The sequence below is a fragment of the Tritonibacter litoralis genome, from assembly GCF_009496005.1.
Classification (GTDB): Bacteria; Pseudomonadota; Alphaproteobacteria; order Rhodobacterales; family Rhodobacteraceae; genus Epibacterium; species Epibacterium litoralis.
This window is the reverse complement of the sequence record NZ_WIBF01000013.1, coordinates 39,398-60,342: the sequence shown is the minus strand read 5'-3', so window position 1 is coordinate 60,342 and position 20,945 is coordinate 39,398. Positions and strand designations below refer to the sequence as shown.

General features: G+C 58.8%; 21 protein-coding genes. 9 read left to right on the top strand and 12 right to left on the bottom strand.

Going from position 1 to position 20,945, the window contains the following annotated elements; genetic code table 11:
• Positions 1–62: 62 nt before the first annotated feature.
• The 4 genes from GFB49_RS17380 to GFB49_RS17365 all read right to left on the bottom strand — a co-directional run bounded on the left by GFB49_RS17380 (position 63) and on the right by GFB49_RS17365 (position 2,113).
• Entirely contained in the window at positions 63–257 is a 195-nt protein-coding gene (locus GFB49_RS17380; protein ID WP_153217207.1) for a twin-arginine translocation pathway signal protein, read from the bottom strand.
• 79 nt (positions 258–336) lie between these two features.
• Positions 337–945: a TorD/DmsD family molecular chaperone gene (locus tag GFB49_RS17375; RefSeq protein ID WP_153217206.1), complete on the bottom strand. Its 609-nt coding sequence runs from the start codon at positions 943–945 to the stop codon at positions 337–339.
• Positions 946–959: 14 nt separating this feature from the next.
• Positions 960–1,577 carry a DUF3306 domain-containing protein gene (locus GFB49_RS17370; protein WP_153217205.1) on the bottom strand — a complete coding sequence of 206 codons (618 nt, stop codon included), beginning with the start codon at positions 1,575–1,577 and terminating at the stop codon, positions 960–962.
• Complete coding sequence (locus GFB49_RS17365) at positions 1,574–2,113, bottom strand: DUF3305 domain-containing protein (protein ID WP_153217284.1); 540 nt, start codon at positions 2,111–2,113, stop codon at positions 1,574–1,576. Before GFB49_RS17365 ends, GFB49_RS17370 begins: the two co-directional genes overlap by 4 nt.
• Positions 2,114–2,482: 369 nt before the next feature.
• On the opposite strand from GFB49_RS17365, the gene GFB49_RS17360 reads away from it, so the two are divergent.
• The 5 genes from GFB49_RS17360 (at position 2,483) to GFB49_RS17340 (ending at position 7,419) form a co-directional block, all read left to right on the top strand.
• Complete coding sequence (locus tag GFB49_RS17360) at positions 2,483–4,432, top strand: 4Fe-4S binding protein (RefSeq protein WP_153217204.1); 1,950 nt, start codon at positions 2,483–2,485, stop codon at positions 4,430–4,432.
• Positions 4,433–4,550: 118 nt separating this feature from the next.
• On the top strand, positions 4,551–5,618 hold the full coding sequence (apbC, locus tag GFB49_RS17355) for an iron-sulfur cluster carrier protein ApbC (RefSeq protein ID WP_343032624.1): 1,068 nt from the start codon (positions 4,551–4,553) through the stop codon (positions 5,616–5,618).
• A complete protein-coding gene (locus tag GFB49_RS17350; RefSeq protein ID WP_153217203.1) occupies positions 5,615–6,319 on the top strand; it encodes a biotin/lipoate--protein ligase family protein in 705 nt (234 codons plus the stop codon). Before apbC ends, GFB49_RS17350 begins: the two co-directional genes overlap by 4 nt.
• A 3-nt stretch (positions 6,320–6,322) precedes the next feature.
• Complete coding sequence (locus GFB49_RS17345) at positions 6,323–6,802, top strand: DUF6505 family protein (protein ID WP_153217202.1); 480 nt, start codon at positions 6,323–6,325, stop codon at positions 6,800–6,802.
• A 74-nt stretch (positions 6,803–6,876) separates the two neighbouring features.
• On the top strand, positions 6,877–7,419 hold the full coding sequence (locus GFB49_RS17340; RefSeq protein ID WP_153217201.1) for a hypothetical protein: 543 nt from the start codon (positions 6,877–6,879) through the stop codon (positions 7,417–7,419).
• An 83-nt stretch (positions 7,420–7,502) separates the two neighbouring features.
• On the opposite strand, the gene GFB49_RS17335 is transcribed toward GFB49_RS17340, so the two are convergent.
• The 8 genes from GFB49_RS17335 to GFB49_RS17305 form a co-directional block, all read right to left on the bottom strand.
• A complete protein-coding gene (locus tag GFB49_RS17335; RefSeq protein ID WP_153217200.1) occupies positions 7,503–8,306 on the bottom strand; it encodes an ABC transporter substrate-binding protein in 804 nt (267 codons plus the stop codon).
• A complete protein-coding gene (locus GFB49_RS17330) occupies positions 8,303–9,013 on the bottom strand; it encodes an ATP-binding cassette domain-containing protein (RefSeq protein ID WP_153217199.1) in 711 nt (236 codons plus the stop codon). The genes GFB49_RS17335 and GFB49_RS17330 overlap by 4 nt, the downstream gene beginning before the upstream one ends.
• Complete coding sequence (locus tag GFB49_RS17325) at positions 9,013–9,717, bottom strand: ABC transporter permease (RefSeq protein ID WP_153217198.1); 705 nt, start codon at positions 9,715–9,717, stop codon at positions 9,013–9,015. The genes GFB49_RS17330 and GFB49_RS17325 overlap by 1 nt, the downstream gene beginning before the upstream one ends.
• Before the next feature lie 184 nt (positions 9,718–9,901).
• On the bottom strand, positions 9,902–11,446 hold the full coding sequence (locus GFB49_RS17320; RefSeq protein WP_153217197.1) for a polyamine aminopropyltransferase: 1,545 nt from the start codon (positions 11,444–11,446) through the stop codon (positions 9,902–9,904).
• A complete protein-coding gene (locus tag GFB49_RS17315; protein WP_153217196.1) occupies positions 11,443–11,667 on the bottom strand; it encodes a DUF350 domain-containing protein in 225 nt (74 codons plus the stop codon). The genes GFB49_RS17320 and GFB49_RS17315 overlap by 4 nt, the downstream gene beginning before the upstream one ends.
• A gap of 11 nt (positions 11,668–11,678) precedes the next feature.
• Positions 11,679–11,837 carry a hypothetical protein gene (locus GFB49_RS21055; protein WP_194269380.1) on the bottom strand — a complete coding sequence of 53 codons (159 nt, stop codon included), beginning with the start codon at positions 11,835–11,837 and terminating at the stop codon, positions 11,679–11,681.
• Positions 11,838–11,840: 3 nt separating this feature from the next.
• Positions 11,841–13,133: a DUF4178 domain-containing protein gene (locus GFB49_RS17310; protein WP_153217195.1), complete on the bottom strand. Its 1,293-nt coding sequence runs from the start codon at positions 13,131–13,133 to the stop codon at positions 11,841–11,843.
• Positions 13,130–13,675 carry a DUF4178 domain-containing protein gene (locus tag GFB49_RS17305; protein WP_246149777.1) on the bottom strand — a complete coding sequence of 182 codons (546 nt, stop codon included), beginning with the start codon at positions 13,673–13,675 and terminating at the stop codon, positions 13,130–13,132. Before GFB49_RS17305 ends, GFB49_RS17310 begins: the two co-directional genes overlap by 4 nt.
• 460 nt (positions 13,676–14,135) lie before the next feature.
• Here GFB49_RS17305 and zwf point away from each other — a divergent pair, with 460 nt between their 5' ends.
• The 4 genes from zwf (at position 14,136) to GFB49_RS17285 (ending at position 20,945) form a co-directional block, all read left to right on the top strand.
• Positions 14,136–15,587, top strand: coding sequence for a glucose-6-phosphate dehydrogenase (gene zwf, locus GFB49_RS17300; RefSeq protein ID WP_153217193.1), 1,452 nt, complete (start codon positions 14,136–14,138; stop codon positions 15,585–15,587).
• A 47-nt stretch (positions 15,588–15,634) separates the two neighbouring features.
• Positions 15,635–17,443, top strand: a complete 1,809-nt coding sequence (gene edd / locus GFB49_RS17295; RefSeq protein ID WP_153217192.1) for a phosphogluconate dehydratase — start codon at positions 15,635–15,637, stop codon at positions 17,441–17,443.
• 5 nt (positions 17,444–17,448) lie between these two features.
• Positions 17,449–18,099: a bifunctional 4-hydroxy-2-oxoglutarate aldolase/2-dehydro-3-deoxy-phosphogluconate aldolase gene (gene eda, locus GFB49_RS17290; protein WP_153217191.1), complete on the top strand. Its 651-nt coding sequence runs from the start codon at positions 17,449–17,451 to the stop codon at positions 18,097–18,099.
• A 200-nt stretch (positions 18,100–18,299) separates the two neighbouring features.
• Positions 18,300–20,945, top strand: a complete 2,646-nt coding sequence (locus GFB49_RS17285; RefSeq protein ID WP_153217190.1) for a methyl-accepting chemotaxis protein — start codon at positions 18,300–18,302, stop codon at positions 20,943–20,945.

Here is a 20,945-nt window from a genome sequence, read left to right as displayed (position 1 = left end):
GCGGTCGGGCGTTTCGCAACCAGTTGCCTTTGGCGGGATCGGGTCAAAGCGCCCGGCTCAGATTAGAACCGGATGCTCTCGTAATAGGCGCGGGTATGCGCGGTATCCTGCATCTTGTCAGATGACAGATCCGGCTGTGCCGCGGCCTGCGCCTCGGTGCCGGTTGTGGCCACAGCAACCGCTGCCGCCGGTGCGGCTGTCGCCGCCAGTTTCAGAAAGTTGCGGCGGGAATTGCCGCTGTTGTCTGCCTTGGTCATCAAAGTGATCCTCCTCCTGTTGGTCTTCGGGTCACGGTTCATTGGCGCCACCGAACATCCGGTGACACCGGTGCGCGCATCACTGCACGCTCATACGAAAGCCCTCGGCCTCAATCTCCATGAACACCCGGCCCACATGGGCAACCGAGGCATAAAAGATCGAGGTTTTGGCACCTTCGAGGTCGCTAAAGAAATGTCCGGCCCAGGGGCCGATGTGCTTGTTAAAGAACTGTTTCTGGTCCGCCAGCGACGCGGGCGTGCCAAATCGGCCCACAATAAGCGCGCCCATCATCTCCATGAGCGAGGCGATATTGTCCTCGGGCTCATAGACATTCTGGGCCCGCGTCATACCGCGCGCCGCCATATCCTGCCGCAGCGCGGCCAGCGGTTTTTCGTTCAGGAAACCGGTCAGGTAATAGCTCGCATAGGGCAGCAATTCACCGCGCCCCAGTCCGATGAACAGGTTGTTGAACTCACGCTCAACACCAGCGGGTTTGGTCTGTTTGGCCACTTTGGCCAGGGCGGTGATGGCCTGCCCCAATGCGCTGTCATCCCCGGACAGGCCGGCGGTTTGCTCCAACAGCATCTGATCGGGCGCACCGGACAGCAAGAGGCCCAGAAAATTATAAAGATCCGCGCGCAGGCGGTCTTCTTCTACAATGCTCAGGTTCTCAGCCACAGCTGTCATATCCTTCTGCCTCCTCACATCTGAGCGGTATCGTCAAACCGAAACCGCATCCGCCCCATTGGCACGGGCGTGCCCGTGTCTTCCTCAATCGCCATTGGCACAGCCTCCTGCTCCTCGGCAGCGGCTACCAAAACGGACGCGTCCGTGTCCGGGCTTTCGCACGGTGCCTCGGGCGCATCCTCTTCAACAACAGGGTCGTCTGCGACCTCATCCGGGACGTCCGCCGCATCCAGTTCGGCTTGGCGGGCCAGCTCTTCCACATGGGCGGTCATGCCTTTTCCCACCTGATAGGCGGTCTGCATGTTCTCCATCACCAACGCGGCGTCGGTGAAATCCTCGCCGTAATCGATCAGCCCATCCACATTGGCCAACACCGGGTTCACCCGCCACAGGCGTCGCAGGGCGCGGGTTCGAATGCGGGCGGGCACAGCATCGGTCAGAAAGACCTTGAAATCATCGCCCTCTTTCAGCGTTTCCGGATCCGGCAGCTCAAGCTGTTCCAGCAGTTCCTCATCCGTCAGCGCGTCTTGCTCGGCTTCACGCAGGGCGACCTCTGCCTCGGCAGCGGCCTGCACTTCAGCCACGGCTTCTGCCTCAACAGCGGCTTTGCGACGGGCCCAGAAATCGCTCATTGCAGGCGCTCCTTGCGGATCTGACCGGGCGCGCGATAAACATCCGCCACCTGTTTGATCCGCACATCGCCAATGCCATCTTCGGCCTCACCCACGGTGCGCTTGTCCCGGCGGCGTTTCTTGAACTCTTCCTGTTTGAAATGCGCATCGGTGAACTGCTGGACCCAGGCCACCAACCCCTCGGGCATGGCGATCTTTTCCACCAGATCCTCACCGTTGTCCGCATAGTCCTGCGCCTCAAACGGCGAAGCGGTCACCAGTGTAACTTCCAATGGCGGGTCCAAACTCGCGTCTTCGCGTAGCACCACATAAACGCTAGGCGGCGTAGCAGTCAGACCCTGCTTGTACGCTTCGGCCTCTGCGCGGTGTAGTTCCAGCGGAACAGTGGCGGCATGAAACTCACGTGCTTCGCCTTCCTCGCGCAGCAGCTGCCAATTGGCCTGTCCTGCCCCCGGCAGCACAGCGACGGCCTTCCACGACCATTTGGCCCAACGGGTCACACCCGGCATACGCCGGACCACAACCCCCAAGGGCATCACTTCCATTTTCTCAAAGTCACGGGCCACGGTGCGGCGCTCTCCCAAAGTCTGCAGCCATGTTGCCGCAGATGGCACCGCCGTCTGAACCGTGATTTTACGCTCTTTGGGCTTTTTCGACATTTGCGGACAAATTGGGTAGCCATGAATACCGTCGCATGCAGGCCCGGACGAAAAGTCTATGTCGACTGTTTCGATCAGGTTCACCGTGCGTGCATATTTTCGCGAATCACTTGGCCGAATCTGGCCCGATCCACGCGGCGAGCGTGGCTTGAAAACGGTTTACGAGATCCCAGAATCAGGTGTAGCAAGTTATCAAACAGCCCGCATTTTTGCGCTCAAATACGCTCAACCGCCAGCGAGGAATAAATGAACAAACCGTTGATTTTATGCGATTGTTCCGGATCCAACCCAATTGACGGAGACCGTCTGACGCAGGCAACAGGCCGCCCCTGCTCGAAACTGCATACTGCCCTTTGCACCACCGAAGTTGAGGCCGCCGCCGCCGCGATGTCGCAGGGAGAGGTGACAATTTGCTGTACTCAGGAAGCCCGTTTTTTCAGCGAACTTGCAGCGGAAATTGACGCAGTTGAGCCAGACTATCTTGACCTTCGGGACAGGGGTGGCTGGACCAAGGATACGGGCGATTTGCTACCCAAAATGTCCGCACTGGTCGCGGAAAGTGCCCTGACTGTCCCAGCAGCCAAGACGCTGGATGTGCATTCCAATGGGCTGTGCCTTATTATTGGCACAGCTGAAACTGCCCTACCCGCCGCTGAGCGGTTGCGGGACATTTTGGGTGTCACCGTCTTGTTGACTGATACTGCAGAGCCGCCGATGCATCGGGGCTTTGACGTGATCCGTGGCCGCCTTCACAGCGCCCAAGGAGCCTTGGGTCAGTTCACCCTGCGGATCGATGCGCTGCAGCAATTGGACGTGACCGGGCGCGCGTGGGACTGGACCCCGCCCCGGGATGGTGGGCAGTCGGAATGTGATATTCTGCTGGATCTGACCGGGAGCACACCGCTGTTTCCGGCACCCGAAAAACGCGAAGGTTACCTGCGTCCCGACCCCAAGAACCCGCAAGCTGTATCCGACGCCATTCTGACGGCCAGCCAGCTGATCGGCACCTTTGAAAAACCGCTTTATATCCGCGCTGAACCCCTGTTGTGTGCGCATTCCCGCGCCAGCCAATCCGGCTGCAATCGGTGTTTGGACGTCTGCCCAACCGGAGCAATCACGTCGCAGGGCGACCATGTCACGATTGATCCGATGATCTGCGCGGGCTGCGGATCCTGTTCATCGCTCTGCCCTTCCGGCGCGCTGACTTATGATGCGCCACCAACCGACAGCCTGTTTGTCCGTGTTCAGACATTGGCGAAATCCTATCTGGCCGCCGGCGGCGCAGCCCCACGTCTGCTGGTTGTCGACACACATGGCATCGAGATGATCGCCTTGGCCGCTCGTTTTGGCCGCGGCTTGCCCGCCGATGTGATCCCGATGCAGGTGGAAGCGCTCAACAGCTTTGGCCATGCCGAAATCCTGGCGGCACTGGCTGCCGGGTTTGCCAAGGTCGACATCCTGCTGTCCCCCAAGGTCGAGCGCGACGTGCAAGAACGCGAGCAGGCCTTGGCTGCGGCCATCGCAGGCCCTGCCACCAGCGCAATCCTGGATCTCAACGATCCCGACGCGCTGTCGGATGTTTTGTTTTCAGATCAGGCACCTGCCCCACTGGAAACCCCCATTCGCCCCTTGGGAACGCGTCGCCAGATCACCCGTCAGGCCGCCAAAGCGCTGGCTCCGGAAACAGAACAGCTGCAGCTGCCACAGGGTGCCCCCTATGGTGCGGTTCTGGTCGACACAGATGCTTGTTCGCTTTGTTTGTCATGTGTGTCGCTTTGCCCCTCGGGGGCCTTGGGCGACAACGAGGACAAGCCCCAGCTGCGCTTTCAGGAAGACGCCTGTTTGCAATGTGGCATCTGCACCAGCGCCTGTCCCGAAGAGGCCATCACATTGGAGCCCCGCCTGAACCTGACGGATGCAGCCCTGTCCCAAGACGTGCTGCATGAAGAAGAACCGTTTGAGTGTATCTCCTGTGGCAAGCCGTTTGGGGTGAAGTCCACCATCGAAAAGATCACCGAAAAGCTTGCTGGGAAACACGCGATGTTTGCCAATCCAGATGCGGCCCGGATGATCCAGATGTGTGACAACTGTCGGGTAGAGGCACAGTATCACCAGCAAAACGCGCCGATGGCGGGCAGCCCGCGCCCTGCGGTTCGCACCACCGATGACTATTTTAGCAAACGGCGGGACCACTGAATTCGCATGGAGCGAAGGCCGCACCGCGTGGTGCCCTGCGGCGTTCGATGCTAAACCGATATCAACCGATTTCGCGCGGGCATAATCCGCGCGCCCACCAACGAAGGAGCAGACCTGCGTGTCCCTCACCCGTGAAGCCGTTCTTGAGACGCTGAAAACCCTGACTGACCCGGCCTCTGGCCAAGACATCGTTGCCGCCGGAATTGTTCGCGCCCTGAACATCGAAAATGACAGCGTGCGGTTTGTGTTTGAAATCGATCCAGCCCGGGCGCAGGCCTATGAACCGTTGCGCGCCGAGGCCGAAGCAAAGGTCACAGCCCTGGCTGGCGTGGCCAAAGTCACGGCGATGATGACGGCCCATACCGCCAAGGCACCGCCGCCTGATCTGAAACCCTCTCGCCCGGCGGAACCCAAAGGGCCCCAGCACATCCCCGGCGTGAAGAAGATCATCGCCATTGCGTCGGGCAAAGGTGGCGTTGGGAAATCCACCGTCTCTGCCAATATTGCCTGTGCGCTGGCGCAGGCCGGGAAATCCGTTGGCCTGTTGGATGCAGATGTCTATGGCCCCTCACAGCCGCGCATGCTCGGCGTCTCTGGTCGTCCGGCCAGCCCGGATGGGAAAACCATCCTGCCCCTGCGCAATCATGGTGTGACCATGATGTCAATCGGCCTGATGACCAACGAAGATCAGGCGGTTGTCTGGCGCGGTCCGATGCTGATGGGCGCATTGCAGCAAATGATGATGCAGGTGCAATGGGGCGCGTTGGATGTCTTGATCGTGGACCTGCCGCCCGGCACCGGCGATGTGCAGATGACCCTCAGCCAGAAAGCCAATGTAGATGGGGCCATCATTGTCTCGACACCCCAGGACGTCGCTCTGATCGACGCCCGCAAGGGCATCGATATGTTCCAAAAGCTGAACGTGCCGATCCTGGGCATGGTTGAGAACATGTCGACCCATATCTGTTCCAACTGCGGCCACGAAGAGCATTTGTTTGGTCATGGCGGCGTCGCAGCCGAGGCCGAAAAGCTGGGCGTGCCCTTGTTGGCCGAGGTGCCACTGCATCTGGATGTACGTCTGGCGGCGGATGGCGGCGCACCCATTGTGGTCTCCAAACCCGACAGCGCACAGGCGCAAGTGTTCCAGCAGCTTGCCAATGATCTGATTGAGGCCGCCGTCGTATGACCACGCCAACCTTCCCTCCTTTGATGTCGGGTTACGCTCTCAGCGGGCAGGAAGACCCGTTTGAGGTCGCCCGGCAAAAGGCGGTTCTGGGCTGTGACGCGGGGCTTGTGGTCTATAACCTCGGCCACGATCTCATGGCTGCAGCCCTTGTGCTCACCCCCGAAGTGGCATTGCAGCAGGCCATGGCCATGATGCCCGCCTGCGGGGTTGGGTTTCAAAACGCGCTCGGCGCGCTTGCTCCGCCCGAGGTTGCTGTGCATCTTGAATGGAACGGCGCTATCCGCATCAACGGCGCCCGCTGTGGCCGCCTGCGCGCCGCTGCCGTTGAAGGCTCACAGGACCAGATCCCCGATTGGCTGGTGGTGGGCTTTGAGCTCCGCCTTTGGCCCGCAGGCGAAGAGACCGGCCTGACCCCGGATGACACCGCGCTTTATGCCGAAGGCTGCGCCGACGTCAAAGCGCCGGAACTGTTGGAGGCCTGGACCCGCCATACGCTGCACTGGATTTCCCGCTGGGAAGAGCCAGGCGGGGCCAAGGCGCTTCACAGCGAATGGCGCGGGCTTGTGCATGATATGGGCGAAGAGGTGCACCAAGGGGGCAAGACCGGTCAATTTCTTGGTGTAGACGAAGATTTCGGCATGCTGCTGCGCGACGGGCCCACGACGCATCTGTTGCCCCTGACTGACCTTCTGGAGGAATAAGCCATGCTGTTGGCACGCGCGATCCATTTTGACGAAAGCGACATGAATGTCTTTGCCAGCCCTGCCCGCACGGGGGAATGGTGTATCTCTGGCGGGTTTGAATTCTCCAACTGGAGCCAAAGTGATCTGGTCGGCAAACAGCGCCAGGCCTTTGCCAACGGCTGGATGGGGCTAGAGACGGGCGGACGTGTGACCTTTGTTGCGGTGACGCAGATCGAAGCGGCGGAATTGGAACAACTGACCGCGTTACTGGCGCAGCATTTCGTCACCTACTATGGCGCGCCGGATCTGGATGCGGCGCGGCCCGTCGCCGCTGAAGAACTCGCGCATATGGCGGAGCTCTGTGCCGATCACGCGCCCAACACCTTGTTGACGGTCGCGCGCGAGCTGACGGATGCAGGCATTAAGGAAAGCTACCGCATGATCGAGGCACAATCGGCAGATCTGGAACAATTTGCGATCCATTCCACACCCGATAGCTGAGCCAAAACCGCCTTGTTAAACCCTTGTTGATCGCTGCGTGCTATACCGCCTGCGGACACAATCAGGAGCGGTTTATGTTCAAACTATCAGCAACAGCGCTGCTGGCCAGCGTCATTGCATCCGGCGCGTTGGCTCAAGGAAACTATTTCGAAAGCGGCAACTGGGCCGTTGTTCGCATGGGCAAGACGTGCCAGATGTTCACCCTGCGCGCAGACCGCCACACCAGTGGCATGCTCTCGTTTCGGTTTGACGAGCAAGGGTACAACGCCGGATTTTCCTATGAGTACTACCCTTGGTCCAATGACGAAGGTGCGCCCTGGGACCAAAGCTCGGATTACGTCGAGCTCTATGTCGACGATGCCGCGGTCTGGCTCGGGGATGAAATGTTCCTGGGCACCCATATGGGGCGCGATGGCGCCAGCATGACTTCCGGTTTTGTCGGAGAGATGATTGATGCCCTGTCCAAGGCCAAAAACAACATCAGCGTCGCCGTGCATATTTCCGCCAAGGGCGAGACCTGGACCTACGGCGGTTTTTCCACAGACGGCTTTACCGCCGTTGCCCAGCAAGCCGGGGCAATGTGTGAGTTCAACCCCTCGGCGTTGCCTGCATCCTGATCCGCGCATCCTGATCTTCAGCTTCACAAACACAAAAGCCCCCGCACACAGCAGGGGCTTTATCAATTACACAATGGCTAAGCTTACTGTTTGGCGTTAAAGACAAAAAGTGTCTCACCGTTGATTTTATAGCTGTTGATCAACCCTTTCGCCTTGTCTGAAACCAGCCAGCCTTCCAGCTGCTCTGCCAGTTCGGATTTCACATGGGGGTGTTTTCCCGGGTTCACAGGAAGATAGGCGTATTGATTAAACAAGACCGGATCGCCGGAATAGAGCAGCTCCAGATCGCCCTTGTTGCCAAAGTTCAACCAGCTCGCACGGTCCGACATAATATAAGCCCCCATGCCTGAGGCTGTATTTAACGCAGCCCCCATACCTGCGCCCACAGCGCGATACCAATCCCCAAATCCCTCGGCGTCCAGATCCGCCGCATTCCACAGGCTCAGCTCTTTCTTATGGGTGCCGCTGTCGTCCCCACGGCTGACAAAAACAGCCTCAGCACCGGCGATTTTTTGCAGGGCATCCGCTGCGGTTGTTGCGTCATGCACATGGGCTGCATCCCCCTTGGGGCCGATAAACACGAAGTCATTATACATGATCTCGCGGCGGTGGGTGCCGTGGCCCGCTGCCAGAAACGCTTCTTCGGCTTTTTTCGAATGGACCAGAATGGCGTCCACATCCCCGGCTTCGCCCAACCGGATTGCCTGGCCCGTGCCGACCACCAACAGCTGCACCTCCAGGCCAAGATCCGCTTTGATCTCGGGCAGCAGGATCTCTGCCAGGCCCGAGTTGTGAAACGACGTTGTCACCGCCAGTTTCATCTCATCCGCCCAGGCGGCCGTGTGCACCGTCAGGGCAGCAAGCGCGCTCCAAATTACATGTTTCATTCCACAATATCTCCTCTCAAAAACGCGCGTCCCTCAGGGGTTTCGGGTCCAGCGAAAAAATCGCCAGCCGATCTGTGTTCCTGGATCTGGCCACGGGCCACCAGGATAATCTCATTCGCCAATCGCAGTGCCTGGCCCAGATTATGTGTCGACATCACCAGACGGGTGCCTGCGGCCACCGCATCCTGCAACAACGCCTCGATCTCGCGCGTGGCGCGCCCGTCCAGCGATGCGCAGGGTTCGTCCAGAAACAGAACCTCAGGCTTGCGGATCAAGGCACGCGCCAGCGCGAGTTTCTGGCGTTCGCCGCCCGACAGAACATTTGCCGACCGATCCGCGGCCGCTTCCAAGCCGATGCGTTTGACCCACTCCAGCGCCTCTGCCCGCGCGGCGCGACGGGGCACGCCGATCAGGCGCAGCGGATAGGCCACATTGTCCACCACCGAGCGGCGCATCATCACCGGCTGCTGAAACACAAAAGCCTGCCGCTCGCGCGCTTCTTCCACCGGGCAATTCCAGCTGACCGAGCCGGTTCTGAGCCGCACAATGCCATGCAGCATTTTCAACAAGGACGTCTTTCCCGCGCCATTGGGGCCAATCACAATGGTGACCCCCTGCCCGTCCAGACGCAGATCAACCGGCCCGATCAGAACCTTCCCTTGGCGACGCACTGAGGCCCCCGTGGCAACCATAGGCAACAATGACATCACCACCGCCCCGTCCGTTCTGTCTGCCCAAGCCAGTGAATGCAGAGGTTCACCGCCACCGCGAGCCCAATCAGCACAAAGCCAAGCCCCAGCGCCAAGGCGAATTCTCCCTTACCGGTTTCCAAGGCAATCGCCGTCGTCAATACGCGGGTGTGGTGGTCGATATTGCCGCCCACAACCATAATCGCGCCCACTTCGCCAATGGCGCGGCCAAACCCCGCCAGCGCGGCTGTCAACAAGGCGCGCCGCCCATCCCACAGCAACGTGCAGATCCGTTGAAACTGCGAGGTATGCAACGAGATCAGGAGATCGTGGTAGTCGCTCCACAACTCCCGCAGGGACTGATGCGCGATCGAGGCAATCAGCGGTACAATAATGATCACCTGTGCGATGATCATCGCGGTCGGCGTAAACAGCAAACCCAGGACCCCCAGCGGCCCGTCGCGCGACAGAACCACATAGACCAGCAGCCCCACCACAACAGGCGGCAGCCCCATCAGCGCATTCAGAACCGCAATGGTGGCCCGGCGCAGCCAGAACCGGCGCACGGCCAGAACAGCCGCCAGCGGCAGGGCGATCAGCGAGGCGACCACCAGCGCGGACAAGGTCACCCGCAAGGACCGCAAGGTGATCTCTACCAAATCCGCATCCAGCGTCACCACCAACCAGATGGCGCGCGTGATCCCCTCCCAAAGTTCTGACATCGCAGCCTGTGTGCCCCTCTCCGGATCTGCTCACTTCCTCGTCAACCATCTCTTGTTGCTAAGCACAGCCATTGGCAATGAAAAAGCACAAAAATACCATGGCATACCGATTTGGACAAAATGCCCGCGCGGGCCCGCTCTGTCCCAGGGGCTGCGGGCAGAATGACCCGATCCGAAGTGGGGCCTATTCAAACCACTTGGCCCAACCGTCCAGATAATACCCGACCAAGGCATGTGATTGCAGACGGTTTACATCGGCCTCGATGGGGCCTGTATCCGCGCCAAAAACGTGTGACTGTTGCCAGATCGCGGGCGTCAGATATTGCAATCCCGGTGGCACCGCCAAATCGCCTGTCTTTGGCGCAAAAGGTGCCGCCATGACAAAACCCCAATCGCCAAAGCTTGGCACATAGGTATGATAGGGCAATGTCCACGGCCCCGCGCCCACCTGCACCGGGTTACGTGCCGCCGCAACCGTCTGCACAACCGACCAAAACGCCTGGCGTGCATAAAACGGCGACCCCGCCTGTGTCACCATCACGCCGCGCGGGCTGAGGCGTTCCATCAGCAGGCTATAGAACGCGCGGCTGTAAAGCTTTGACAAGGCCAGGTTCTTGGGGTCCGGCAGATCCACAATCACCACATCAAATTGCGTATTTGCGTGTTCGACAAATTGCCAGGCGTCCTGGTTCAGCACGCGCACCCGTGGATCGCGCAGCGCGTTGTCGTTCAAGGCGGCCAGATCGTCGTGACTTTGGAAAAGGCCGGTGACGCGCGGGTCCAGATCCACCAGTGTCACCTGCGCCACATCTGCCCAGCGCAGGACTTCGCGCGCGGCCATGCCATCGCCGCCGCCCAGGATCAACACATCCGCGCGGCGACTGGCGTGGCTCATCGCAGGATGCACCAGCATTTCGTGATAGCGGTATTCATCAAAACTGTCGAATTGGATCGAGTGATCCAGAAACAGCCGCACCCGATCCCGAAAACGGGTCACGGTGATCTGCTGATAGGGCGTGGTCTCGCTAAGGATGATGTCATCTTCATAAAGCGCAGCCTCCGCCACAGTGACCAGCCGTTCCGACTGCACCAACCCTGCGCCCGTCAGCAACAAGGCCAAGGCCCAGACACCCCATTGGCTGCGGGTGGCATCGCTGCGAAACAGCCACAGCGACAGCCCCGCAACGGCGAGGTTCAGCGCGCCAAACACAAGGCTTGCGGACATCAGCCCCAACTGCGGCACAATCAGCAGCGGAAACGCAACCGAAGCCGCAAGCGCGCCGACGTAATCCACGCTGAGGACGTTTTCAAATCGAAATTCCGGCGCGCCGATCTCTTTTAACACGCGGGCGATCAAGGGGATCTCCATCCCCGACAGAATGCCAACCGCGATCAACAGACCAAACAAAGGCAGCTCTACTGCACCGGTCCACGCATAGGCATAAAACACAACGGGCGCGAGGAAGCCGCCCAGGATCCCCAAAAGGATCTGCGCCCAGATAAACCCGCGCAGCGCCTCGCCCACAAATCGCGACAGGTAGGCGCCCACCCCCATGGCCGAGAGGAACACACCGATTACAAGGGAAAACTGACGCACGCTGTCGCCCAGCAGATAGCTGGAGAGTGTGGCCGCGATCAGCTCATAGATCAGCCCGGCCACCGCCACCAAAAAGGTGGCCACCAGCAACCAGATCTCTCGCCTGCGCGCGCCCGTTGGCGCGTGGCTCATGACAGGATCACGGCCGCGATGATGATCGAGATCGACACAAACAACAGGCCGATCAATACAGCCAGCGCCATGTTCTGATCTTTTTCAATCTCTTTCAGGATTGGAAAAGGCGTCATCCAATCAATCACCTTCCACACCAGGAACATCAGCACCACACCGATAAACGTATAGAAAAAGGTGCTGATCACTTCGCTCAGCTGAATGGCGGAAAATAAATCCATAACGTTCCCCGTTATTTGACGTTGCCACCGAAGCCGCGGCCACCGCTGGCAGCTCGGATCGAGTTTGAGATGTCCCGGCTTTCGCCGCCGACCCCATTATAAGAAAGATATGCTGCCCCCGCGACTGTGGCGGTGGCCATAACCAGAAAGATGATGCGAAAGAGGTTCATGGTTTAATCGTCATCCTCCCAATCGCTGCCACGCCACCGCAGCCGGTTGTGCCGCCACGCGCGCCACAAGGGCCAGCCCCCCATCAGACCAAAAAGCAATGCAGCCCAGATCATCCAACCCCATGTCTTGTGCCCCGCTGTGGCTGAGATCCGCAAGGATGTCCATGCCGTGGGGGACGACCCCCCAGAAGAGCGCCAATCCCCGTCACCATCCAAGGCAACACTCAGGCTGTAGTCGCCGTCAAACGGCGCACGAAACGTGGCGCGCGCGCGATTGCTGCCCTCGGACCAGCTGCCCTCGGAATCCCGACCGTTGTAACGTTCAACCGCGCGGATGGTGGAAAACAAGAGCTCATCGTCCGGGTCACTTACTTCCAGTTCCAGTTCAGACCAGGTGTTGATCCCATTGCCCGCCAGATTGACCCGCACCAATTCGCCTGCTTTGACCCCCGGAAGACTTGCCTCAAGCGGCAGATCCGGCCGGCCTGCCTCCAGGGTCGGCAGAACATGCCGCACCGGCGCGCCTGCGATGACGCCCGCGACAATCAGACAGACCAACGCATAGGCAATGCTGGCATACATCTGAAAGCCCGTGTTCTTACCCGATTTATGCGGTTCAAGCGGGTGGACCCAGTCCGGTTTCAGACCGGGGTCAAACCCAAACCCTTTGACGATATCTTCGGCACTTAAAAAGAAGGTCTGCTCCACCTCACGCTCAGTACCGGTTGCGGAAAAGGACAACATGCGCGTATCGCTCATGGCGGAAACGGTGGTGGTTCGGTCTTTCCTGCTTGGCCGCCACGAAAACTCGCCCTCGGCGTAATGAACCTCATGAGTGCTGGTCTCATAATATCGAAACTTTTCACCTGCGTCCCAGACCACGGGGCGATGTTCGGCCCGCGCGGCCTGGTGCTTTGAGATCCAAACCGAACCACGATGGCGCCGGGAAAAGGTGCAATGCCCCTGATCCAGGGTCAGCCAGGCATAGCCATGGGTCGGGGAATAAAGCTGATGATCCAGCCAAGCATAGGTGCGCCCGGCCCAGCGTTCGACCTGTTCCAACAGGCCGATGACCGTATAGTCCACGCCGTGGATTGTCCCTTGGGTTCCAATGGGAAACGGCGTCTTGGGCCGGGCTGTATCGTTGAACCGTTTCAACGCGCGGTAATTGTCGGTCGCATCCAGCTCTGTCCCGCAATAGGGGCAGATATGCGTCGTGACACGCCCGCCGCCCAGCACATCCAGCCCCGCTCCGCAGGAGGTGCAATTGATCGCCTTGACTGCCGTGAGGGTCATCTGTGCACCTCAACCTCAAAGGGATCATACCAGCGGCCCAGATACCAATCCTGCTGATCGCCCTCGATTTCGGCGGACAACAGGCTGCCCATGTGACCTTGAAGGTTGATGTAATCATAGCTCTGGCCCACGGCCAGCGGCTCATCAAAACTGCCGCGCAAGGCAACACATTCCGCCCCTGCAAGCTCAACCACCGTAAAGCGTTCGCTCAGAAACTCGATCTGCTGCCCCAGCTTGAGATAGCCGTCAAACCGGGGCCATTTGGCGGGCGGGATTTCCTGCTGCAGGACCACATCCCCCTCATCCAGTGAGATCCAGGCCACTTGTCCGTCCGGGTCCAGAGCGCAGAATTCATCCCATGTACCGCGCCCATAGGAAAACCGCGCGTGACCCACGATGTGATAGCTGTCAGAGCCAAGGCGAATGTGATCGCCCAACCCAAAAAGTTGCGGGTGGTCGTGCATGACCCCCTGCTCTCCGGCCAAGCGGCTGGCCTGATCGGACAGGAACAGAGAGGATCCGCAGGAGTCACAGGTCACCATTTTGACCTGCTTAAAGGCGGGGGCGACAGGACTGCCGCAGTTGGGACATTGAAATTCAATCATGAGTATTTTCAATCGCTATGGTCCACAGATAACCATTTAAGGCACATAAGCAATGTCTGCAGCCCCCAATCCAAGGGGAATCTGTTGCCTGGATTGCGCGCGTCATGGATGCAACGCGTTTCGTCGCGAAACCACCGGGTTGTGTTTGCCCCACGCCCAATCGCATTGGCCCAAAGATGATTTATTTTTGTGGTTACTTTTAATTCCGTTAGCGCTACCAATGCAGCAAGAGTTCCGAAACTGATTCGCGCTACTAGGGAAACATTTGTGACCCTCTTCTTGGGCGTCGTGTTATGATCCACATGTCGGCGCAAAAGTGCAAAGCATCACTTGGGCGATCGGACGGAAAACCAGAGCAACCCTTTGTTGCCACTCGAGAAAGGCGAGAAGCTGAACCATGGTATCACGCGTTATCCCTGTAGACTCCTTTGATCTGGTGCTGTTCGGCGCGACCGGAGATCTGGCGCGTCGCAAAATCCTGCCAAGCCTGTTTCACAGGTTCATCATCGGCCAGTTTGACCATAACAGCCGTGTCATCGGCGCATCCCGCAGCGAAATGGACCGGGCCGCGTTCTGTGACCTTGTGGCCAAGGCGTTGAATGAATTCGCACATCCCGAAGACACCAGCGCCGACAATATCAAAGCCTTTCTGGATATTCTGGACTACGTGGCGATTGATGCCAAAAGTGAAAATGGTTGGACCGAGCTGGGTGAACATCTCCGCGACGATGTGGTGCGCGCCTTTTACCTGTCGGTTGCACCGGGGCTTTTTGCCGATATCGCGGGCCGTTTGAAAACCACCGGCATCGCCACCGATGACAGCCGCGTGGTGGTCGAAAAACCCTTTGGCAATGATCTGGCCACAGCCAAAGCCTTGAACGCCGCGCTGAGCGCGCATTTCGAAGAGCATCAGATCTATCGCATTGACCACTATCTGGGCAAAGAAACCGTGCAGAACCTGATGGCGCTGCGCTTTGCCAATTCGCTGTTTGAGCCCTTGTGGAACTCGTCGCAGATTGATCACGTCCAGATCACCGTCGCCGAAAGCATCGATGTGGCTGGCCGAGGCGAGTATTACGACAAATCTGGCGCGATGCGCGATATGGTGCAGAACCACCTGATGCAGCTTTTGTGCCTCACGGCGATGGAGCCACCGGCCCGGTTTACACCCAATGCGGTGCGCAACGAAAAGCTGAAGGTGATCGAGGCGCTTAATCCCGTCACCCAGGATGATATCGCGCGTGGTCAGTATCGCGCACGCGAAGGTGGTGACAGCTACCACGATCATGCAGGCGACCCGGACAGCACCACCGAGAGCTTTGTCGCCATGAAAGTCGAGGTCGCGAACTGGCGGTGGGCTGGCACGCCGTTTTATCTGCGTACCGGCAAATGCCTGCGGCAGCGTTCCTCTGAGATTGCGGTGTTTTTCCGCGACCCGCCCCATAACATCTTTGAGGCGGGCCACCCGGTGGCAGGCAATGTGCTGGTCATTCGTCTGCAACCGGATGAAGGCATTACGCTTCACACCACGATCAAGGATCCCGGTCCCGGTGGCATGCGCCTGACCACGGCCAAGTTGGACATGACATTTGCCGACAGCCTGCCCGAAGCGGGCCGTCCGCAGGATGCATATGAACGGCTGATCATGGATGTCATTCGCGGCAACCAGACGCTGTTTATGCGCGGCGATGAGGTTGAGGCCGCCTGGGCCTGGGCAGATCCGATCATCGATGGGTTCGCGGACAACGGCAAAGCCCCCCAGCTTTATGACCAAGGTGGCTCAGGCCCCGATGATTCCCTGTTGCTGATGCACCGTGACGAACGTCGCTGGCGCGAAATCGGGAGATAACCAGACATGTGTACTTCAGGCACCTCTCAGTTTGAAAAGGCCCCCAAATGAGCTTGCACCAAACCGTCAAAACGGTGACCGACCGGATCATCGCACGCAGTGAAACCACCCGTGGCACCTATCTGGAGCGCATGCAGGCGGCCCAGAAAAAAGGGCCCGCGCGCGCGCATCTCAGCTGTTCGGGGCAGGCGCATGCCTATGCCGCCGCGGGTGAGGATCAGGCGCAACTGGCCGAAGGCACCGCGGGTCACCTTGGTATTGTCACCGCCTATAATGACATGCTGTCTGCGCACCAACCGTTTGAAACATACCCCCAGCGGATCCGCGACGCAGTGCGCAAGATCGGCGGCACCGCACAAGTGGCGGGTGGCGTTCCGGCCATGTGCGATGGGGTCACCCAGGGCGAGGCCGGCATGGAATTGTCGCTGTTCTCCCGCGATGTGATTGCAATGGCCGCGGGTGTGGCGATGTCGCATAATGTCTTTGACGCCTCTGTCTATTTGGGTGTCTGTGACAAGATCGTGCCGGGCCTGGTGATCGGCGCACAGTCCTTTGGCCATGTGCCAGCCGTCTTCCTGCCTGCGGGGCCAATGACCTCTGGTATTTCCAACGATGAAAAAGCCAAAACCCGCCAAGCCTTTGCCAAAGGGGAGATTGGCCGGGATGAGCTGTTGAAGTCCGAGATGGGATCCTATCACGGGCCGGGCACCTGCACATTCTATGGCACCGCCAACACCAACCAGATGCTGATGGAGTTCATGGGGCTGCATCTTCCCGGTTCCTCTTTCATCAATCCAGGCACCGAGCTGCGCGATGCGCTGACCGAGGAAGGCGTGCGCCGGGCTCTGTCTTTGTCTGCGCTTGGCAACAATTATACGCCGGTCTGCGACGTGCTGGACGAGAAAGCCTTTGTCAACGGGATCACCGGGCTGATGGCCACGGGGGGCTCGACCAATCTGCTCATTCACCTGATCGCCATGGCGCGCGCGGGTGGGATCATTCTGGATTGGCAGGACTTCTCGGATCTGTCGGATGTGGTGCCGTTGTTGGCGCGCGTTTATCCAAACGGTCTGGCGGATGTGAACCATTTCCACGCCGCAGGCGGCCTCGGTTACCTGATCGGTGAATTGCTGGGCGCAGGCTTCCTGCATCCGGACACCAAAACGGTGGCGGGCGAAGGGCTTGAGAATTACGTCATGGAACCCTTCCTGTCCGAGGACGGGTTGACCTGGCGACGCGGCACCAACACCAGCCTGAACGAGGCGATCGCCCGTCCGGCCACAAATGCATTCCAGAAAACCGGCGGGCTGAAACGCCTGACCGGCAAGCTGGGCACCGGGGTCATCAAGATATCGGCTGTGGCTGAGGAACATCAGGTGGTCGAAGCCCCTGTTCGCGTCTTCCACGATCAGGATGAGGTGAAAGCTGCGTTCAAAGCCGGTGAATTGACCGATGACGTGATTGTTGTTGTGCGCTTCCAGGGCCCCAAAGCCAATGGCATGCCCGAGCTGCATTCGCTGACGCCAATGCTGTCGATCCTGCAGGGGCAAGGTAAGAAAGTCGCGCTGGTCACAGATGGCCGGATGTCGGGTGCCTCTGGCAAAGTCCCCGCCGCAATCCATGTTGTGCCCGAAGCGTTGGACGGCGGACCAATTTCCAAGCTGCAAGACGGCGATATCGTGCGGCTGGACGCGCCCAATGGCGTGCTGGAGATCTTGACAGAGGGCGTTCTGGACCGCGCCGCTGTCACTGCGGATCTGTCGGCCAATGAATTTGGCACTGGCCGCGACCTGTTCCAAGCCTTCCGTCGCAGCGTTGCAGCTGCGGACAAAGGCGCAAGCGTATTTGGAGTGTAAAACCCATGCCCATCACCCCCCAAGAAGCCAGCAAACAGACCCGTAACCTGTGCGGCCTGGCCCCCATTGTCCCGGTTCTGGTGGTCGATGACGTGGCCGATGCCCGCCCTCTGGCTGAAGCGCTCGTGGCCGGTGGCCTGCCCGCGCTGGAAGTCACCCTGCGCACAGATGCGGCGCTGGATGTCATCCGCGAGATGGCGCAGGTCGAAGGCGGCGTGGTTGGCGCGGGTACTTTGGTCACGCCTGCGGATGTTGAGGCAGCGGTCGAGGCCGGCGCAATGTTTGGCGTGTCCCCCGGTGCAACCGCGAAGCTGCTGGATGCGGCCGAAGCCTGTGGACTGCCGATGCTACCAGGTGCTGCCACCGCATCCGAGGCGATGGCTCTGCTGGAGCGTGGCTATGACATGCTCAAGTTCTTTCCCGCCGAAGCATCCGGTGGCGCGCCCGCCCTCAAAGCCATCGGCGCGCCCCTGCCGCAGATCAGTTTTTGCCCAACAGGCGGCGTCAGCCCGCAAAACGCGATGGATTATTTGAGCTTGCCAAATGTAGTCTGCGCAGGCGGAAGCTGGGTTGCACCCAAAAACCTGGTTAAAGCCGGTGATTGGGATGGAATCAAAGATTTAGCCGCTGAGGCAAGTCAACTGTCTGCTGCCTGATTTTGTGACCTAAATAAAAACTAAGTTCTATTTTTTACGATTGGCCGGAGTTTCCCGGCCAATTTTCGTTTTCGCGACCCGACAGTTTTGCACTTTAGACGGAAAATTTACGACTCCTCGGCATCAATTCAGAAAAGCTGAATTTCAGCAGCTCCTTGTTTCATTGAATCGACACCTTTTTCGACCGAGGATGGCCTACGATGACTGTAAAATTATTGTCCCAAGACAGCTGGCTTGTGCGAGCGCTCGGCAGCATCGGCGCAAAGATCTTCTTGATACTCCTTGCCATGGGCACCACGTCCGCCATCGGTAGCCTGATGATCACCTCGGCCTTTGACCGGATTACAACAAATGTTGGCGATCTGACCGAAAAACGCCTGCCTACGCTGGCGCAGACTTCGGATGTAGGCGAAGCCGTCAGTCAAGCGCAAAAGGCGTTGATCAGCCTACTTTTAGCCTCGAACGATGAAGCGCTGCAAGCGGCTCATTCCGGAGAAGCAGAAGCCTTGCACCTGATCGAAGAAGTTCTCCCCAAGTTGCAAAGCGACGAGACCCAAGATTTTCATGCACAGTTGACTACTGTGAATGCAGCATTGAAGTCCCTGGTGGAGAACCGAAGTCGTGAGTTCCAAGCTGCCTTGGACATCCGCGAACAGGTGAACGGTCTATCACAGGCAACACTGGCTGCCCAAAGCCAATTGGCCCGTGCGGCCCAAGACGCCAAGGTCCGTATGCGCAGCAGCAGTCGCGAAATTGTCGAATATATGGACAGCTCGCTGAGCAATATGGTTGAGCGAGAGTTCGCTGCCGTTCAAATGATAATGCAACTGCGAACCGATCTGGCGCTTTTAGCTGTTGATGCGCTCGAAATTGAAACCGCGCAATCCGAGCAAGAGCGTACAGCACGGATCAAAACAGCCGAAGACCATCTCGAACTAACACGAGCGAGTTTGCAAAATGTGCTGGGCCACCCCGCGATCCGCAGCCCACTGGAGGAGACACAAGCGTCTGTAAACGCATGGCAACAGCTTATTCAGTCTGCAAACCGCACCCATTTCACGTTGCTGCATGACGCTGAGGTGCAGCAATTCAAAGCTGATGATGAGCTGTCCAGCCAGATCGACAGAATGATGACGATGCTACAATTTGCATCCGAACATGTCGGGGCAGCAAATCTGGAAGCAACAAACGATCTGTTTGGCAATGAAGTGAGCAACTTGTTACAGCTCCTGAACATCAACAACCGTTTGGGGTTGCTGCGGTCGACATCGCTTGAAGTTGCAGTGGCCGACAACCAGGAAGCCGCGCACAAGATGGGTAAGCGTTTGCCTGGCCTGTACAAGGGGCTCCTAAAAGAAATCAACAAGGCCGAAGTTGTGCTGCGCCAAGATGCAAAAGCTAAGATCGACGCGTTGGTAGCCGAAGGTGGATTGCTAGACACCAAAATTTATGCGCTGGACTCGCGAGATGCTGCGCGAGCTGCGTCACTGTCCGCAGCCTCGGCGATGACCGCAATTGCAGAAACTGCCACTCACCTGAGCCAAACAAGCCGGGAGGAGATCAGTCAGATCGCAACTGCGATTTCTGGCGATGTCGGCTTTGCTTCTGACCGTTTGAACGCCATTTTGGTCATCTCGATGGTGGTTATTGTTCTTGGCCTGATCGCGACACAGTTGTTCATTCTGCGACCATTGGTCCGGTTGAGTGAAACAACAGAACGTCTTGCAGGTGGAGATATGCGCCCGGTTGAGAAGTTCAATCGCTCTGGCACCGAGATTGTGCGTATTGCTCGTGCCCTCACCGTGTTCCGCGACGGGCTTGTTGAAAAAGAAGAAAGTGAGGCCCGCACCAATGCGGAGCGTGAGGCACGACAGGCGCAGCAATCTCTGGCTGTCGACTCGCTGGCCACAGGTCTTGAACGCCTGTCCGAAGGGGATCTGACCGTGCGGGTCACGGCCGAGCTGGAAGGGGCTTATAAAAAGCTGCGCGACGATTTTAATGCGGCTGTTGAACGTCTCGAAGACTCGGTGCGTATGGTGTCAAACAGCGGACGCTCCATTGTTGGCAACAGTGCCGAGATTTCGACCGTCGCACAGGATTTGTCGCAGAAATCCGGAGAAACCGCAGATACATTGGCAGATACGGCCGCCTCACTCAGCCGTTTGTCGGGCTCCATCAGCAACACCGCCAAAGCGTCCGGTTCTGTTTCAGTCTCTGTCAAAGAGGCGCAGGATACAGCCAGCGCCAGCATCCAAGTGGTGGATGACACCATCAAAGCGATGCAGGATCTGCAGCGCAGTTCGGAAAAAATCGCTCAGATCATCGGCGTGATCGATGGGATCGCCCAACAGACCAATCTCTTGGCGCTGAATGCGGGTGTAGAGGCCGCGCGCGCGGGCACGGTGGGCAAAGGTTTTGCCGTTGTGGCATCCGAGGTGCGGCAGCTGGCCAATAAATCCAAAGACGCCGCAAATGAGATCACCCAGCTTGTGCGTGAGAGCAGCGAACAAGTGGAACTGGGATCGGAACTGGTGCAACGCACGGGTCGCGCCATTGGGGAGATTTCAGACTCGGTGTCCCACGCTGCGCAACAGATGAGCGAAATCGCCGCTGCTGCCGAAGAACAGTCCGGCGATCTGCAATCGATCAACCACGCCATGATCGGCCTCGACAATACGACCAAGACCAACGACCAGCTGTGCCAAGGGGTCACCCATTCCAGCGTGGGCCTGTCCGAAGAGGCGCAAGCCATGCAGGCGGCCATCGACCGTTTTCAGGTGGGTTCTGCAGATCGGGTTGTGCGCGAGGACGCCCAGGACGTGGCGTTTCTCAGCGCGATGCCCTAA